The organism is Undibacterium sp. Ji42W (genome assembly GCF_049340405.1).
Lineage (GTDB): Bacteria > Pseudomonadota > Gammaproteobacteria > Burkholderiales > Burkholderiaceae_D > Undibacterium.
In genome coordinates, this window is sequence record NZ_JBMPOV010000002.1 from 174,693 (window position 1) to 192,474 (window position 17,782).

Here is a 17,782-nt window from a genome sequence, read left to right on the forward strand (position 1 = left end):
TTGCCAGATTGCCCATTAAGCAATTACGCTACGCGTGACACTTCCTTGATCAGTGTTGTATTTTGCGGGTTCAGCAAAACTGCTTTCTCTACATGATACGCCTGCATGGCCTTTTCTTTGACATGGCCATAACCGCGTATCTTTTCAGGCAGGCCCGCGAGAGCAATAGCTTGCTCCAGATTGTCTACATTCAAACCAGCAGCCAGCTTTTCCATCAGTGCAGTATATTCAACGATGAGGGTACGTTCAGCCTTGCGTTCTTCTGTGCGGCCAAAGATATCCAGTGCCGTACCACGCAAGCCCTTGAGTTTAGCCAGCAGCTTGAATGCCTGCCAGACCCAGGAACCATATTGCGCCTTGACCAGATGACCCTGCCCGTCTTTCTTTGAGAAGATAGGCGGAGCCAGATTGAATTTCAGGCTGAAGTCGCCTTCAAACTGTTGCTTCAGTTTTGCCGTGAAATCGCCATTGGTGTACAGACGTGCGACTTCATACTCATCCTTGTAGGCCATGAGTTTGAACGCATATTTGGCGACTGCCATGCTGAACTTGTTACCGGCATTCAATGCAGATTCCGCCTTGCGCACTTTGTCGACCAGATCAGCATATTGCTGGGCGTAGGCAGCGTTCTGGTAATCCGTCAATACGGCAATGCGGCGCTTGATGAGGGCATCCAGGCTTTGCGGCATCTGGATGACGACAGGCTGGCCAGGAATGGCGATTTTTTCCACGCGGGCAAAATCTACCGCAGCACGGCGGCCCCACAGAAAGGCTTTCTTGTTGGCCTCGATCGCCACGCCATTGAGTTCTATGGCGCGCAGCAAGGCGGTTTCAGATACGGGTATCGCACCTTTTTGATAAGCAAATCCCAGCATGAACAGGTTGGTGGCGATAGAATCACCCATCAAAGCGGTTGCCAGTTTGGTGGCATTGATGAAATCAACATTGCCACCGACTGATTCAGAAATCAGGTGCTCAACTGACTCCAGCGGGAATTGCCAGTCAGGGTTCTTGGCAAACGGGCCGGTCGGTTGTTCATGGGTATTGATGACAGCACGAGTACGGCCTGCGCGCATTTTGGAAATGGCGTCATGTGCGCCGGCTGTCAAAATATCGCAGCCCAAAATCAGGTCTGCTTCACCCGTCGCTATACGCTGTGCACGCAATTTGCCAGCCTGGTTAACGATGCGTATATGCGAAGTCACCGAGCCATTTTTTTGCGACATGCCTGTCATATCGAGTACCGATGCGCCCTTGCCTTCCAGATGCGCAGCCATGCCCAGCAGGGCACCGACCGTGATGACGCCGGTGCCGCCTATGCCGTTCAGCAAGATATTGTATGAGCTTTCACAGGCTGGCAATTGTGGCTCTGGCAGTGCGCCGAAAACGTCTGTCTTTGCCGTGCCGGTTTTGGATTTGACCAGCTTGCCACCTTCTACCGTGACAAAGCTCGGACAGAAACCCTTGACGCAGGAATAATCCTTGTTGCAGGACGACTGGTCTATACTACGCTTGCGGCCAAATTCTGTTTCCACTGGCATGATGGACGTACAGTTGGATTGCACACCGCAGTCCCCACAGCCTTCGCAGACTGCTTCATTGATAAACATGCGCTGGCTAGGGTCAGGGAATTCGCCTTTTTTGCGGCGGCGGCGTTTCTCGGCTGCACAGGTCTGGTCATAGATGAGAACGGTCGCGCCAAGTATCTCGCGCAATTCACGTTGCACCGCATCCATGTCTTTGCGGTCATGCAGAGTTAAAAAGCTGGGCAGGTTGGATCTGTCGGTATAACGTGACAAATCCTCAGTGACCAAAGCGATGCGTTTGACACCTTCTGCCGCCATTTGTTGCGCCATCATCGGTACGCTGATGATGCCATCGACAGGTTGACCACCTGTCATCGCTACTGCATCGTTATATAGAATCTTGTAGGTGATATTGACCTTGGCAGCGACTGCTGCGCGTATTGCCAGATAACCGGAATGGAAATAAGTACCATCACCGAGATTCTGGAACACATGCGGCAAAGTCGAAAATGCCGCCTGCCCTATCCACGGCGCACCTTCGCCACCCATGTGTGTCGTCAGTTTATTGAATTCGGGGTAAATCGCCGTCGCCATGACGTGGCAACCTATGCCTGCCAGTGCAAGACTGCCTTCTGGCACCTTGGTCGAGGTATTGTGCGGGCAGCCGGAGCAATAGTAAGCTGGGCGTGCAGGTGTATTGACTTGCTTGCTGAGCACGACATCCTTGGCTTCCAGAAACGCCAGACGCGCCTTGATCAGGTCGCTGGTATGGAAGCGGGCGATGCGTGAGGAAATCACGCGCGCAATCTGTGCTACCGAAAAGTCAGCCTTTGAAGTCAGCAACCATTCACCACGCGGATGTACCCATTCGCCTTTTTCATCGAACTTGCCGATGACGCGCGGGCGCACGTCGTCGCGCCAGTTGTATAACTGTTCCTTGAGCTGGTACTCGACCATCTGGCGTTTTTCTTCGACGACCAGAATTTCATCGAGACCCTGGGCAAACTCACGCACGCCATCAGGTTCCAGTGGCCATGGCATGGATACCTTGAACAGGCGTATGCCTATCTCGGCAGCGAACTTTTCATCGATGCCCAGTTCCTCCAGCGCTTCCAGTACATCGAGATAAGACTTGCCAGAGGCGACAATGCCCAGACGTGCAGTCGGGCTGTCTATGGTGACATGATTGAGTTTGTTGATACGTGCATAAGCCAGGGCTGCATAGATTTTGTAATCCTGCATCAAGGCTTCCTGCTTGCGTGCCTGTATGCCAAGAGTATCCAATGACAAACGCGTGTTCAGACCGCCTTCAGGCATGACAAAGTCTTGCGGGATCTTGATTTGCAGGCGGAAAGGGTCAGCATCGACAGATGAAGTGGATTCCACTGTATCCGCCAGTGCCTTGAAGCCAACTGCGCAGCCAGAAAAGCGCGACATGGCCCAGGCATGCAAACCCAGGTCCAGGTATTCCTGCACATTGCTGGGATACAGCATGGGGATCATGCAGGCAGAGAAAATATGGTCGGACTGATGCGGCAGCGTTGAGGAATAAGCACCATGGTCATCACCGGCCACCAGCAAGACGCCACCGTGTTTCGACGTGCCTGCATGGTTCATGTGCTTGAATACGTCAGCACTACGATCGACGCCCGGGCCTTTGCCATACCACATGCCAAATACACCATCGTATTTGGCCGGGCCGATCAGGTCCACCGTTTGCGAACCCCACACTGAGGTGGCGGCCAGGTCTTCATTGACGCCGGGCACGAACTGTACATGGTTTTGCTCCAGCAGTTTTTTGGTTTTCCACAATGTTTCATCCAGACCACCCAGAGGGGAACCACGATAACCGGAAATAAATCCTGCTGTATTCAGCCCCGCAGCCAGGTCACGCTGACGTTGCATCATGGGCAGTCTTACCAAGGCTTGGATACCGGACAGGAAGATCGTGCCGCTATTCGACGTATATTTATCGTCGAGTTGCACATCATTTAATTGCGGGGGGCTGGTGATCTGGCTGGCTTCAAGTACATCGCTAGAAGCTTCTTGATTACTATAGCCTGTTCTGGCAAGGGACGAGAGTCCAGCAGACTCCATGGTGGTGTCGGATGACATAAGGTGGCTCCAAAATTTGTGATTTAGATCGCAAAGAGCATGCGTTGTATCCGGTAAGACACAATTTTGCTCGGAGCCTATAGCGAGGTATCAGAGATAGGCTCTCGTTGCGTTGGTAGTGATAACTACCATTTTATTCGAATCCTGGACAAAATTCGATGTCAAGACACTACGTCTGTCGCATTTGACTACGTCAAAACTACATCAACTACGGCTGACAGCGTCTGTATTTCCTTTTATCCGGATCAAAGAGACATCAAAAGAAGCTTTCGAAATTCCGCTGCAGCGCTTCTTCGACTTCCTTTGAAATCTGCTGTGTTCACAGTGTAGGTGGAAAATGTCTTGATGGAAAATATGGAATTAAAATAGGGGTATCATAATAAATGATACTCTTCCTGAGCACCGTTTCAGGCAGGTGATTTCATCAGTTGCCGGAGGCCAAGGGCGATGCCCAATCCAGTGAACAGGCAAATTGCCGAGGTAATCAACAGCAAGGCATTCACGCTACGGATATTAGTGACAGAAGCCAGAGCTTCTGGCTTCCAGATGGCGAAAGGAATAAAGCTCACACCCCTGACTATGAAACCGCAAGCGATCAGGGCCAGCACTTTGCGCCTGAACGGCAAGCGCCAGATCAGTCCTGCGCCAGAAAATGCAAAAGCGGCACACACAAAAAGGATGCTGGCAATGATGATGCAGGCCAGGACTGGGTATCGCTTGCCCGCCCTCGCCATCGCTACGATACCATCCGGTGCGCCAATATAGGCATACCAGTCTGGACCTCCAACTATGGTGACCAGATGCAGCAATGCACCTAGCACCAGAACTATGCCCGACCCGAACAGATAGGGATTGTTGATTTTTTTCATACGAACCAGCTTAACACAGACAAAAAAGCGGGAGCATGAAGCTCCCGCAATCTCCTGTAACGAAGAAAAAACTAAGCTGTTTTTTGTTTCGATTTTTTTGCTTCGACCTATTTATTGGCATACATACTGGCATAGCGTATGCCGAAATACAAGATGAAGGTATAGCAGGCGGCAGGTACATAGAATGAGACATGCAGGCCTATGCTGTCAGCCAGATAGCCTTGCAGGAAAGGCACGAGAGCACCGCCGACGATGGCCATGCACAAAATACCGGAGCCCTGACCTGTCAAAGGCCCAAGCTTGTTCAAAGCCATGCTGAAAATGGTCGGAAACATGATGGAATTGCACAGTCCCACCGCCAAGATCGCCCACATCGCCAATGTGCCATGGCTGTAGATAGCCGTAAGGATCAGGATGATGGCGGCAGCTGAATTAAACGCCAGCGTCTTGCCTGGGCTGACCTTGCGCATGACGGCAAAGCCGATAAAGCGGCCCAGCATCGCACCGCCCCAGTAAAAGCTCACGTAGTGCGCCGCAACCGCAGGTGGCAAAGCACCCACATCTGCCTCACCAAGGAAATTGATGAGAAAACTGCCTATACTGACTTCCCCACCGACATATAAAAAGATACCAATTGCCCCCATGAGCAGATGGCCGTGCGACAACACCGATGTCCTGGTGCTGCTAACGTTAGTGTTGCTTTCTTCTGCATGTCTAATCTTGGGCAGACGGGCAAAGGCGAACAAGACTGCCAGCAACAACAGTGCCCCCGCCAGCATCAGGTAGGGCATTTGTACCGCTGCACCGGCGCTGGCACGATAAGTGACCTGCTCTGCCGCTGGCAATTGATTGATCTCTACTGCGGTCAATGCAGCGCCAGATAAAATTAATATCCCCCCGAGGATGGGCGCTACTGTAGTTCCCAGGGAATTAAAGGCTTGAGTCAGCGTCAGGCGGCTGGAGGCGGTCTTGGCTTCACCAAGCACCGTAACATAAGGATTGGCTGCGACCTGCAAAATAGTGATACCGGACGCCAGTACAAAAAAAGCCAGCAAGAACAGCGCATAGCTTCCCATGGAGGCCGGGTAAAACATGGCGCAACCAGTGGCGGCAATGACGAGGCCTGTCACTGCGCCATGCTGGTAGCCAATTTTTTTGATCAGCATGCCAGCAGGTAAAGAGACGATAAAGTAAGCACCAAAGAAGCAAAACTGTACCAGCGTCGCTTGCACATAACTGAGAGTGTAAATCGATTTCAAATGCGGGATCAACACATCATTGAGTGAAGTCAAAAAACCCCACATGAAAAACAAAATCGTCACAATGACGAGGGAGCTTTTCTGGCTTCTGGCATTGCCATCAGATGTGAGGACAGCAGTTGTCGGTAATGAAGTTTCCAAGATATAGCTCCTTATTTAATTTTTTCTTGCTTACCAAGATGATCTGCCAGCATGGCTGACACACCGAGAAAGGCCGGATATTCTTCAGTGATCAGATAAGTCGGTATCTGTGCCAGGAAATTGCTGAGTCGTCCCTTGGCTTCAAAACGCTGGCGAAATGCCGATGCAGCAAACAAGGGACCTAGCCTGGGGACGATGCCACCACCTATATACATGCCACCAGTCGCCCCAAGGGTGAGCGCGACATTGCCTGCCATACTGCCAAGGATGGCGCAGAAATGCTCAACCGTGCGCAGGCAATCTCCACAACTGCCATCAAGCGCGCGGCGCGTGATGTCTGCCGCATCCATCGTCTTGCCAGAGATGGCGGCACAGATCAATTCCAGGCCCTTGCCTGACAGCAGACGTTCTGCCGAGACATGTTCATATTGCTGCCACAGCGTTTCCAGTATACGCATTTCTTCGCGGTTGGCTGGCGCAAAGCTGGCATGCCCGCCTTCACTGGACAAGGGTGCCCAGGAATTGCCAGCGGGGATAATGCCAGACACACCCAGGCCTGTGCCAGCACCGATCAAACCGATGGTGCCACCCGGCATCTCTGCACCACCACCAATTTTCTGCAACTGGCTGGCGTCGAGATAAGGCAAGGCCATCGCGAGTGCGGTGAAGTCATTGATGACGAGCAGGCTGCTGAAATCAAGTTGCGCGCGCACGGCAGAGATGGAAAAACTCCAGTGATGATTGGTCATACGCACGCTATCGCCATCGATGGGATTGGCGATAGCGATGGCAGCGTTTTTTATACCTCCTATCCTTACCTCGTTCCCAACCGCTGTACTGGCGAGATAGCTGTTAATTGCGTCCGGCAAGCCAGGATAATCAGCGCAGGCCAGCACGCTGACCACCTCAAACTGACGCTCTGCGGTCTCAAGTGCAAAGCGGGCGTTGGTGCCACCTATATCTGCCAGCAGGCGTGGGTAAATCAGGTTGATCTTCTGACTGGGCATCATTTCAGCTCGGCGCAATTCAAGGCGTCCGGTTCTTTGGCTGCGCCACCAACTATCTGTATATTCGTAAAGGCAGCGCTGAAGGCCGCTGTGCTGCTGATGCTGAATGGCACATCCACGCTGTTGAGCTTGACACCTTTGGCCGTGAAGCAGGACAAGGGAACTTTGATTGTCTGTTTTTCTTTTTTGCCAGCCAGGCGTTTGAAGGCTTCGGTCACATCCACACTGGCGCTGCAATGACTACCACAATGCATGGACAAACTGACCGTGCCTGCAGGTGCAGTAGCCACGATAGTGTCAAAGCTCAATGCACCATCTTTTGTGGCGAAGGCAGGTATGGCTTTACCTTGCGCTGCGCGGGCTTCCACGCGTGCTGCACCACTCCAGCTAAGCAGCTTGGCATCTTGCTGGCTATTCACTTGCGAGGTTTCTACGCTGATGCCTTTCATATTCAATACACGGTTCAGGTCTGATCCCACTGCCTGCTGTTCGCTGCCACTGACCACATACAGAGGATAAGTTGCACGGTCAGCCTGGTTGAATACTGGATACGCATTAGTCAAGCCGCAGCCACCAGATGGATATTGACTGTCGAGCTTGCCAACTTTTGTCTTGCTGGCGTAGTTAAGGCCATAACCGAGTTTGAACAAAGGTGAATAGTTAGTCTCATCAAAATTCAGTTTGGTCTGGCAGACAGATTTTGGCCATGAGAATGACAGCGTACCCTTGAAGTCATGCCCCACTTTACCATCTGCAGCACGGAACAAGACATCGGCCACACCCTTGCCTTCAGAACCTGGTAACCATGCTGCGACAAAGCTATCAGACAAGTTCAACAGGTCATTGACGTACAGCGGGCGGCCGGAGACAAACAAGGTCACTACCGGCTTGCCCTTGCCAGACACTGCTTGCAGCACCGCCAGGTCTTCCGGGTAGCGGCTGCTATGACGCAAATTACCGGAGGGGCCGATATCGCCATACATTTCTGCATATGGGGTTTCACCGATGACGGCAATCACGGCATCAAAGCGGCTGACATCAATACCCTTGGCATCGGCACTGAACTCAACATTGGCATCACCCACAGCAGCCTTGATACCTGTCAGTATAGAGTCAGCATTCGGGAAGTCTGCATTCTTGTTGTCCGTACCCTGCCAGGTCAGTGACCAGCCCCCAGTCTGGTTGGAGATATCGTCTGCAGTCTTGCCGACCACCAGGATTTTCTTGTTACTTGCCAGTGGCAAAGTCGCGCCATCATTCTTCAACAAGACCAGGGATTCACGCACGGCCTGTCTGGCCAGCCCGCGGTCTTGCAGGGCATCCTGCTTGCCTGCGTAGGTATTGTCAGAAGGTTTTTTGCCGAACAGACCTGTGCGCAATTTGACACGGATGATGCGGGTCACTGCATCATCTATCCTGCTCATGGGTATCTCGCCAGACTTGACCTGGGCAATGGTGTTGCTGATGAAGGCTTTCCAGTCATCCGGTACCATGACCATGTCTATGCCGGCATTGATCGCTTGCGCGCAACTGTCATTGCGACAGCCGGGTACTTCTGCTATGCCATTCCAGTCAGTGACGATAAAGCCATCAAAACCCATTTTTGTTTTGAGTACGTCAGTCAGCAAGGCCTTGCTGCCATGCAGCTTGCCATAATCAGCGCCTGAGGCTTTGTCGTTCCAGCTATTGTAGGATGCCATCACGGTTTGTGCGCCTGCTGCCAGTGCTGTCAGATAGCCTTGCCCATGTGTATTGAGCATCTGCGCATTGGTGGACAAATTCACACCTCTGTCCTTGCCCTGGTCAGTGCCGCCATCGCCCATGAAATGCTTGGCCGTGGCAATCACATTGCCATCATCCATGAAGGAGCCCTGCAAGCCTTTGACATATTCACCCGCATACTGACGCACCAGAGCACCGTCTTCCGAAAAACTTTCATAAGTGCGCCCCCATCTGTCATCACGCACTACCGCCAGCGTAGGGCCAAACACCCAGGCGATGCCGGTAGCCCGCACAGACTTGCCCATGGCACGGCCTATTTGCGCAGCCAGTTGCGGGTTGTGTGCCGCACCGAGGCCGATATTGTGCGGGAACAGGGTCGCACCATACACATTGCTATTGCCATGTATCGCATCTATACCCCAGACCACGGGCACGTTGACTGCCATGTCAGTCGCCATTGAGGCTTCATAGTATATGTCGGCCAGGGCGACCCAGTCAGCCGCCGTGCCATGCTTGTTATTGCGGTCTGGCCAGCTACCGCCGCCATTCAGGACCGAGCCCAGGTAATAGCGGCGTACATCATCCGGTGTAATGGCCTTGATTTCTGGTTGCGTCATCTGGCCTATTTTTTGTTCCAGCGTCATACCTTTGACGATGGCCGCGACCTTTGTCTCGATAGCCGGGTCTTTGCTGATGACGCTCTGGACTTGCGGCCACGCTGCCAGATTCTTGTCAGGCATCTTGCCCGGTCCATACTGGTTTGCCGTATGTCCCGCAAAGGCGTGGCTTGCTCCATATGCCAGGATGGCAGAAACGATCTGTATACTCTTATGCTTCAATTTCATCATGGTGTGCTCTTTATTATGGAAGGAATCTGCCGATTCGCTTTTGTCTCTTTATTGATGGTACTTGGTTTATACGTCGAATTTTTACGTTCATGTTTTTCTTTTATATACGCGCACATAATCTATCAGCATCTGTTGCGGGAATGTGGTGTTTGCATCTGGCGCGCCTGGCCATTCGCCACCTATGGCAAGGTTCAGGATGATGAAAAATCCGTGGTCAAATACCCACTTGCCCGGCACGGTCGCGGGGCTGGCCTGATGATATAGCTGACCATCGAGATACCAGCGTATCTGCGTCGCATCCCACTCGACGGAATAAATGTGAAAATCATCAGCCAGATTGCCCTGCGCGAGTTTTTTTGAACCACCAAAGCCAGTGGCGCCATAATAGCCCGGCCCATGCAGAGTAGCGTAGCTGGTGGCGGCTTCCTTGCCTATGTTTTCCATGATGTCGATTTCACCGCGCTCTGGCCAGCCAGCAGCACTAGCCTCCGCACCCAGCAGCCAGAATGCAGGCCAGACACCCTGGCCTGCCGGTATCTTGATACGTGCCTCGAAACGGCCATAAGTAAATTCGCGCAAACCAGCGGTCTTGATGCGTGCCGAGGTATAGTCACTGCCACCAAATTTTTCTTGCCTGGCCTCGATGACCAGCATGCCATTTTCCAGCCTGAGATTTTCCTTGCGGGCGGTATAGTTTTCCAGTTCATGATTACCCCAGCCATGCGCGCCAGTTTCTATCTGCCAGCTTTGCAAGTCCAGTTTATCAGCGGCAAACTCATCGGCCCAGACCAGCTCCCAGCCGTGCTGCAAACTGGGTGCAACTTGCATTTGCACGAGATTACTGCTGCCACCGCAAGCCGTGAGCAGCAACAAACTCAGGTAAGTCAGGCATGCTGGCAAGGAAATTTGTTTTTTCATGTTGTCTGCCGTTTTTGCAGATTGCAAAATCAAAAAAACCTGATGGATGGTGCTTGCACCCATCAGGTCTTCATTGCTTAATAACTTGCACCTACCTTGATACCAAAAGAGCGCTGGTCTATATAACTCGCTCCCATTTTTCCACCACCTGCATTCCAGCCATTGGTCTTGGCCTTGGCATCGCTGAAGTTACGTACATAGGCTTCGACAAACCATTTGTCGTTTGGCGCTACCAGCTTCAACGACAAATCGCCTTTGGCATAGGCTTTTTGCGTCAGGCCGATATGGGCGTTATCGAAATTGCGCAAATCAAAATACACCTTGTCTTGCCAGCGCATCCCTATCCATGGTGTCAGCGTGTAACCATTGTCGAGTGCAAACTCTTGCGAGAAGTTCATGCCAAATGTGAACTTGGGCGCATTCGGCATTTGATTGCCTTCCAGGTTATAGGCACGGCGACCACGCAATCTGTCATCGGTACCCAGATAAACTGCCGGGCAGGGAACTGCGCCAAATTCTGCACGCTGGTCACAGGCATAGCCATCATCATAAGAGTCATAATCATGGATCACGCTTTTCAGGTAACTGAAGAATCCACCGAGTTTGGCACCCGGCCACGGGCGATAATCCCACTCGGTTTCTATACCCGACAAATTGACCTTGGCGACGTTGACGGTTTGCCACGCGGTTGCCACATCACAAGTTGGTGCCCATGAAGGACAAGGCAGGTTGTCTGGAGTCGTGACCTTGGCCAGGAAGTTGCTGCCGGTCTGCTGCATGTCTTTATACTGCATGGCGAACAGAACCACAGACAAGGCCAGACGGTTATCCAGCAATTTGCCTTTGTATCCCAATTCAAAATTGGTGACAGTTTCTGGCTTATAAGTCAGATAGGTGATCTGCTCTTTTTTATTATCTCCATATACGCAAGTTGTCTGACCACACTTATTGGTACGGTCACCAAAGCCGCCGGATTTATAGCCGGTTGCCAAAGCTGCATACACCATGTCGCTTGGTGTCAGTTGTGCCTGCAGGCCAAGGCGGTAAGTACCTTTGCTCCAGCTGTCACTATGGTCATTATTGGTGCCAGGACCATAACCTGCGTAAGCGGCTGCACCACCCAGCGTACCCATTTGCGGCGTGATCTGGTTGCCGTTTGGAGTGCGATAACTGTCTGTACCTGGGATGCCATAATCAAACATGCCGTTGTAATAGCCATAGCTTTGTCCACCCCAGCTATTACCGCCGTAGTTCATACCACCTACGTCGGTCTTGGTGTCACGCGTGTAGCGTGCGCCTACAGTGGCTGTCCAGACAGGTGTGAATTTCCAGTCTGCCTGTGCAAAAAGGGCTTTGGAATCTATCTGACGGTCAGGCTGTGCGTAGAACTGGCTGATAGGGATATTGTTGGGGCCGTAATGCATTTGTTCCTGGCCAAAGTTGATGGCATTCTTTTCATGCATCCAGAACGCGCCAGCCACATACTGCCAGTTGTCAAAGTTCTGCTTCAGTTGCAGCTCATGCACAGTGGACAGGTATTTGGAATTCAAGGTGCGCGTGAGGTTATCCGAGATAGGCCAGACTGACCAGTTACCATCTACAGGGTTGCGACCCGTGACTTCGAAATCATAGGGCGAGATACCACCATCATCATCGTGCACCTGGCTGCGTTTCTGGTTTGCATAGACAAAGCCATATTCCAGAGATGTATTCTTGTTGACGTTCCACAGTGCTTTGGAACGCAGCGTGTCTATCGACATATCCACTTTGCCCGGCACATTGATCAGCACATCGTACTGACCACGCACACAGGCCCAGCGCGTACCGGCAGATTGATCGCAATCTCGCATGCCTATATAGCCAGCGCCAGAATCCTGGAAGTGTTCATACGCGAGTTGCCATTCGAGGTCACTGTTGACTTTCAGCCTGGCTGCCAGGCGACCTGCCCACTGGTTCTGGTTATTGTAGCCATCTGCCTTGGATACTTTGCTATTAAAGCGCTGAGTCACGTCAGGTATGCCATCGGGCTTCCAGCCCAGTGCCGGGATATTCGCTTCCGAGAAATCCTGCATCTGGTTGAACGGGCTGTCCCTGGTGACTTTCATCAAGGTAGCACGCAGGGCCAGATTATCACCGACTGCAATATTCTGTATGACATTGAGATTGCGCAAATTCAGGCTGCCGGTTTCAAAAGATGCGCTGCCGTAGGTAGAACCAAACTCTGGCTTGGCCGGGATAATATTGATACTGCCTGCCGTCGAATTACGGCCAAACAAAGTACCTTGCGGGCCACGCAAGACTTCTACCTGGTCCAGGTCAAACATCAAGGCCTGAGCGCCTTGTGGGCGTGGCGAGTACAGGCCATCGATATGCAGGCCTGCGGATGGATCACCAATCTCGGTAAAGTTGGTGGCGGTAATACCGCGTATGGTTATCTTGACTGCTGAGTCATTGGCCTGACCATCCATCTGCACGTTCGGCAATTCGCCAGAGATGCCAGACAAATTGGTGATACCTTGCTTGCTCAGTTTTTCCTGGCTGAAGGCAGTGACGGCCAAGGGTGTTTTCAATAATGATGTGGCGCGGCGAGTGGCGGTAACCGTGATTTCTTGTACTTCAGACTTATCTGCATCTGATTTTTTTGCTTTTGACTTACTCTCTACTTCTGCCGTTTTGCTGCTTTCCTGATCTTGTGCCCATGCATAAGTTGTCAGTTGCGCGCAGGCGCTGGCGACAGCCAGGCTAATCAGGGTACGCTTGGTTATTTGATGAAACATCATGTCTCCCATATTTTTTTCAGTTATCGGTTGACTGTAGTGAGCCTCACTAGCGGTCGCCGTGGTCCGCACATGATCTTGCATGCGCGTCTTACTGGTATTTTTTGTTTCGGCTGGCGTCTTTGCGCCATGCACATATACTGCTGAAAACACTGTCCTGCATTACCCAAGATGAAATATTCGCAATCAAATATTTTCAATGGGAAGGTTTCCAATTTTATCGAAAAAACATAGTGCTACCCCCGTTTCTTTTTGTCAATGAAAATGTAAATCAGATACAGGCCGCTTTATCCTGCAAGGTAGCAGGCATATTGATCGCGTCTGTCTTTTGGTCTGTCTTTTGATCTGTGTTTTTACCTATGCCGCTGAAGATTCCTGGCTTTGCTGCGTTGCAGCAGTTGCTGTCTTCGCTGTGGTCGTTGCGTCTTTTGCTTTTTCTGTCTCCAGCAAAAAGTCGCGGTACCAATGCGCACTCAATTTTGGCGTGCGTTTTTGCGTGATAAAATCGACATATACAATGCCGAATCTGCGCGAACAGCCCTCTGCCCATTCAAAGTTATCCAGCAAGCTCCAGAGGAAATAACCTTTGACCTGGCAACCCAGGCGTATTGCCTCTTTGACAGCCAGCAGATGGCGTATCAGATAATCACGGCGCAATTCATCCCTGATCTGACCGTCATCATCAAGATGATCATCATAGGTTGCGCCGTTCTCGGTGATGTACATGGCATGCGGCTGGTAATCGTCCTGTATGCGCTTGAGCAAACTGGTCATGCCTTCTGGTGCAATTTCCCAGCCGAATGCCGTACGTTCTACTCCTACCGCATCAACCAGGCGCGTGTTCAATGGCGAGGCACCGGGTGCGTGTTCTATGATTTCAGGGAAGTAGAAATTCACACCCAGAAAATCAGTGGAAACTGCCATGGCCTGCAGATCGCCTTCGTACACCACCGGGGCATAATGTCCCAGCGCCTGCCAGACATCCTGAGGATAACCACGGCCATACAGCGGATCGAGATACCAGCGGTTGCGCAAGCCATCATGCAGGCGCGCGGCGGCAAAATCCTCAGGCTTGTCACTGGCGGCAGAGATAGGATGCAGATTCAGCGCCAGGCCTATCCTGGCGTCAGCAACATTGGCCCGGATGACAGGTGTTGCCAGACCGTGCGACAGCAAGACATGATGACAAACCTGGATTGCTGTCTTGAAGTCCTTGATGCCGGGTGCATGGATGCCATCAGCATGACCCAGCATGGCTGTACACCATGGTTCATTATGGGTGATCCAGTGTTTGACTCTGTCACCCAGATGTTCAGTGATGACATCGGCAAATTCAACAAAGGCATGCACGGTATCGCGTGATGTCCAGCCGCCCTGGTCTTGCAGGTATTGTGGCAAATCCCAGTGGTACAGAGTGGCCCAAGGTTGCAAGCCGCGTTCCAGCATGCCATCAACCAGACGCGAATAGAAGGCCAGTCCCTCAGGATTTGGTTTTCTGTCTGGCCCGGAAAATATGCGTGGCCAGGAAATAGAGAAACGGTAAGCATTGCTGCCAAGGCTCTGAGCAATATCCAGGTCTTCAGCCCAGTGATGGTAATGGTCAGAGGCTACCGCGCCGCTGCTGCCATCACGTATGGTCCCTGCTTGCTCACAAAAACTATCCCAGATGGATGGAACGCGGCCATCTATCGCTGCTGCGCCTTCTATCTGATAGGCAGAGGTTGCTGTACCCCATAAAAAGTCGCTGTTAAAATCTGTGCGCTGCAACTGCGTAGCAAGTGACGGAACTGCATGAAGAAGATGTTTGCTCATATTTTGCTTGCTCAATCTAAAGTTGATTCAAATTAAAATTATTTGGAAACGTTTCCAATTACGATTAAAAAATTTTGAGTATTTACTACTCAGAATTTTTATATTCGCTTATTGCAAACTCTTTCCTGTGTCCCCACCAACTGCTGTCTGCTCCATAGATCAAAAGTGGATGAGCTGACTACGCCCTCCTATGCCTAGGCCATTTGCAGACATTAACCCGGACATTTACAGGACCCACCACATCCCGTAGCATGCACCAGAGTGCACTTTGCATCAGTCCAAGCTTAATCACTAAGGCACTGCTACTCTCTGATCCTACAGACTGGAAATTACTTGAATTTCAGCATCTGCCATCCACAAATATTTGATACAGCTTGTCAGATACGGATGAAATACTATTCAATTTTTCATTACATGGAAAGGTTTCCATAATTTCATAAAAAAAATGAATAGTCAAGAAAACCATTCATTCTTTTTACACTTATTTGCGCTATTTCTACAACAGACTTTCACACCGCAAATTTAACCAGACTCAAGCACGTTGATCTGCTGTTTTGTCTGAATTCTAAAGCTAAAAACTCATCATCATTGTCATCAGCCAGCCTTGTTCCGCTGCTGGACTGGTTTCGCCAAGGATGCCCGCATGGTCACCTTGATCGGGTAATCACGTATGACCGGTCTTTTTAGCGCATAGCAACGATTCAATAATTCATTCAGTGCACTCAGTGTTACATCGCGCCATGGAATATGTACGGACGTCAGTGGCGGTGCGGCATAGGCGGCGCTCATGGTGTCATCGTAACCGATGACGGAAACATCGTGTGGCACGGAAATACCAGCTTGCTGGAAGAAGGACAAGGCTCCCAGCGCCATTTCATCATTCGCACAAAACAGGGCAGTGAAGGGACGGCCTGATTCCAATAATTCTTTGGCACAATTCCAGCCGCCTTGAGGTGAAAAATCGCTCTCGGCTATCCACATCTTGCCTGTGTCAATTCCTGCGTGACTGAGTTCACCAAGGAAACCATTAATGCGTTCCACATTATCCGGCGCCGTCGATGGGCCGGCGATGACAGCGATATGTTTATGCTTGTATTCAAGCAGGGCGCGCGCAGCCATGACACCGCCTTGCACATGGTCAGCAGCAAAGCACTGGTCAGCGATGGTTTTTGAATCATGATTCAAAACAACCAGACGGTCACGTTTTGGGCCGAGGATAGAGAAATCCTCATCCGTCAGCACATTGCTCATGACGATGAGGCCATCACACCCACGTTCCATCAAAAATTCTATGCCTTCTACACCTTGACGCCGTTCATCACCTATACCAACGCCAAACGCAACCACCATGTGCAAACCGGCCAGGCGCAATTCTGTATCGATAGATTGCAGGATGGGCATGTAAAAAGTACCCTTGAGCACAGGAATATACACGCCTATCATTTGCGAATTGCCCGACAACAGGCTGCGTGCCGCATGAGAGGGACGAAAATCCAGTTCAGCAATCACCTTGCGCACACGCTCCTGCGTCTTTAAAGAGACCGACCCTTTGCCGCTGACCACGCGTGAAGCCGTGCCCAGTCCCACGCCCGCCAGGCGGGCCACATCCTTGATAGTCGCCACTTGATTCTTTTCCATGTTTATCATCCGGCCAGTATATTAAAAATTTGTCCCGACTATCGTGAATTATCTTCTTCAATCACAAACGTGACTCTGTTTTTGCATCGAACAGGGAAACCCTGTCAGTGTGAATATCAAAGCGCACCGTCTCGCCCAGCTTAAACTGCCGGTTCTCATGATCCAGTAAACATAATTGCTGCTTGCCCATGTTCAACCACAGCAGTTGGTGATTACCCATGGGTTCAACCAGGCTGAGCTTGCCACTGTATGCGCCATTTTCCATTACCTGCATGTGTTCTGGCCGGATACCCAGAATCACATCCTGCACTGCCGATTCTTTCTGGAACGCATAAGCCGATAAGTCCAGGCTCATCGCTGCATTGTCAAACTGCTTATCTGCGTTCAGCTTGCCGGCAATAAAGTTCATGGCTGGCGCCCCAAGGAACCCTGCTACAAACAGGTTTGCCGGTCTCTCATATACGTCGGAAGGCGTACCCAGTTGTTGTATCTTGCCAGCCCGCATGACGACAATACGGCTGGCCAGGGTCATGGCTTCTACCTGGTCATGCGTCACATACAGGATGGTAGAGCCAAGATTCTGATGCAGCAGCTTGAGTTCACGGCGCAATTCTGTACGCAACTTGGCATCCAGGTTTGATAGTGGCTCATCAAACAAAAACACTCTCGCTTCCCTGACCAGGGCTCGGCCTATCGCCACCCTCTGCCTTTGCCCACCGGATAACTGCGCTGGCTTGCGCTGTAATAACGTCTGCAATTGCAGCATCTCTGCCACCCTGGTGATGCGCGTCTGTATTTCTAGCCTGGCAATACCGTTGATGCGCAAGCCGAAAGACATATTCTTTTCTACCGTCATGGTCGGGTAGAGTGCATAAGATTGAAACACCATGCCTATCTGCCGGTCACTGGGCTCTGCATAGCTGACATCCTTGCCTGCGATTTCTATACTGCCTGCTGCAATATCAATCAGCCCGGCTATGCTGTGCAACAGGGTCGATTTACCACAGCCGGACGGTCCCAGCAAGACGAGGAATTCGCCCTCCTCCACATCCAGATCCAGTTGATCGATGATCTTTTGTCCACCCAGTTGTACACCCAGATTCTTGAGACTTACATATGCCATGCACCCGTCCTTAGCCTAAACCTACAC

Annotated in this window: 10 protein-coding genes; all 10 read right to left on the minus strand. The window is 51.4% G+C overall.

Annotated elements, in window-relative coordinates; translation table 11 throughout:
- Nucleotides 1–23 precede the first annotated feature (23 nt).
- Nucleotides 24–3,641 carry an indolepyruvate ferredoxin oxidoreductase family protein gene (locus tag ACO0LG_RS04160; protein WP_423023630.1) on the minus strand — a complete coding sequence of 1,206 codons (3,618 nt, stop codon included), beginning with the start codon at nucleotides 3,639–3,641 and terminating at the stop codon, nucleotides 24–26.
- A 407-nt stretch (nucleotides 3,642–4,048) separates the two neighbouring features.
- Nucleotides 4,049–4,510 carry a hypothetical protein gene (locus ACO0LG_RS04165; protein ID WP_423023632.1) on the minus strand — a complete coding sequence of 154 codons (462 nt, stop codon included), beginning with the start codon at nucleotides 4,508–4,510 and terminating at the stop codon, nucleotides 4,049–4,051.
- A 107-nt stretch (nucleotides 4,511–4,617) separates the two neighbouring features.
- Entirely contained in the window at nucleotides 4,618–5,835 is a 1,218-nt protein-coding gene (locus tag ACO0LG_RS04170; RefSeq protein WP_423024408.1) for a sugar MFS transporter, read from the minus strand.
- An 86-nt stretch (nucleotides 5,836–5,921) separates the two neighbouring features.
- Nucleotides 5,922–6,920 (minus strand): glucokinase, encoded by a 999-nt coding sequence (locus ACO0LG_RS04175; protein WP_423023634.1) that lies wholly within the window; start codon nucleotides 6,918–6,920, stop codon nucleotides 5,922–5,924.
- Nucleotides 6,917–9,487, minus strand: a complete 2,571-nt coding sequence (locus ACO0LG_RS04180; protein WP_423023636.1) for a glycoside hydrolase family 3 protein — start codon at nucleotides 9,485–9,487, stop codon at nucleotides 6,917–6,919. The genes ACO0LG_RS04175 and ACO0LG_RS04180 overlap by 4 nt, the downstream gene beginning before the upstream one ends.
- 87 nt (nucleotides 9,488–9,574) lie before the next feature.
- A complete protein-coding gene (locus ACO0LG_RS04185; RefSeq protein WP_423023638.1) occupies nucleotides 9,575–10,405 on the minus strand; it encodes a glycoside hydrolase family 16 protein in 831 nt (276 codons plus the stop codon).
- A 77-nt stretch (nucleotides 10,406–10,482) separates the two neighbouring features.
- Nucleotides 10,483–13,182: a TonB-dependent receptor gene (locus tag ACO0LG_RS04190; protein ID WP_423023640.1), complete on the minus strand. Its 2,700-nt coding sequence runs from the start codon at nucleotides 13,180–13,182 to the stop codon at nucleotides 10,483–10,485.
- A 357-nt stretch (nucleotides 13,183–13,539) separates the two neighbouring features.
- A complete protein-coding gene (locus ACO0LG_RS04195) occupies nucleotides 13,540–14,994 on the minus strand; it encodes a GH1 family beta-glucosidase (RefSeq protein WP_423023642.1) in 1,455 nt (484 codons plus the stop codon).
- Nucleotides 14,995–15,588: 594 nt separating this feature from the next.
- Nucleotides 15,589–16,617, minus strand: coding sequence for a LacI family DNA-binding transcriptional regulator (locus tag ACO0LG_RS04200; RefSeq protein WP_423024410.1), 1,029 nt, complete (start codon nucleotides 16,615–16,617; stop codon nucleotides 15,589–15,591).
- Nucleotides 16,618–16,693: 76 nt separating this feature from the next.
- A complete protein-coding gene (locus ACO0LG_RS04205) occupies nucleotides 16,694–17,755 on the minus strand; it encodes an ABC transporter ATP-binding protein (RefSeq protein ID WP_423023644.1) in 1,062 nt (353 codons plus the stop codon).
- Nucleotides 17,756–17,782: the final 27 nt, after the last annotated feature.

Excerpts from the sequence above, each read along its gene's own strand:
- ACO0LG_RS04160 (WP_423023630.1), bottom strand. The coding sequence starts at position 3,641 with ATGTCATCCGACACCACCATGGAGTCTGCTGGACTCTCGTCCCTTGCC.
- ACO0LG_RS04165 (WP_423023632.1), bottom strand. The coding sequence starts at position 4,510 with ATGAAAAAAATCAACAATCCCTATCTGTTCGGGTCGGGCATAGTTCTG.
- ACO0LG_RS04175 (WP_423023634.1), bottom strand. The coding sequence starts at position 6,920 with ATGATGCCCAGTCAGAAGATCAACCTGATTTACCCACGCCTGCTGGCA.
- ACO0LG_RS04180 (WP_423023636.1), bottom strand. The coding sequence starts at position 9,487 with ATGATGAAATTGAAGCATAAGAGTATACAGATCGTTTCTGCCATCCTG.
- ACO0LG_RS04185 (WP_423023638.1), bottom strand. The coding sequence starts at position 10,405 with ATGAAAAAACAAATTTCCTTGCCAGCATGCCTGACTTACCTGAGTTTG.
- ACO0LG_RS04190 (WP_423023640.1), bottom strand. The coding sequence starts at position 13,182 with ATGTTTCATCAAATAACCAAGCGTACCCTGATTAGCCTGGCTGTCGCC.
- ACO0LG_RS04195 (WP_423023642.1), bottom strand. The coding sequence starts at position 14,994 with ATGAGCAAACATCTTCTTCATGCAGTTCCGTCACTTGCTACGCAGTTG.
- ACO0LG_RS04205 (WP_423023644.1), bottom strand. The coding sequence starts at position 17,755 with ATGGCATATGTAAGTCTCAAGAATCTGGGTGTACAACTGGGTGGACAA.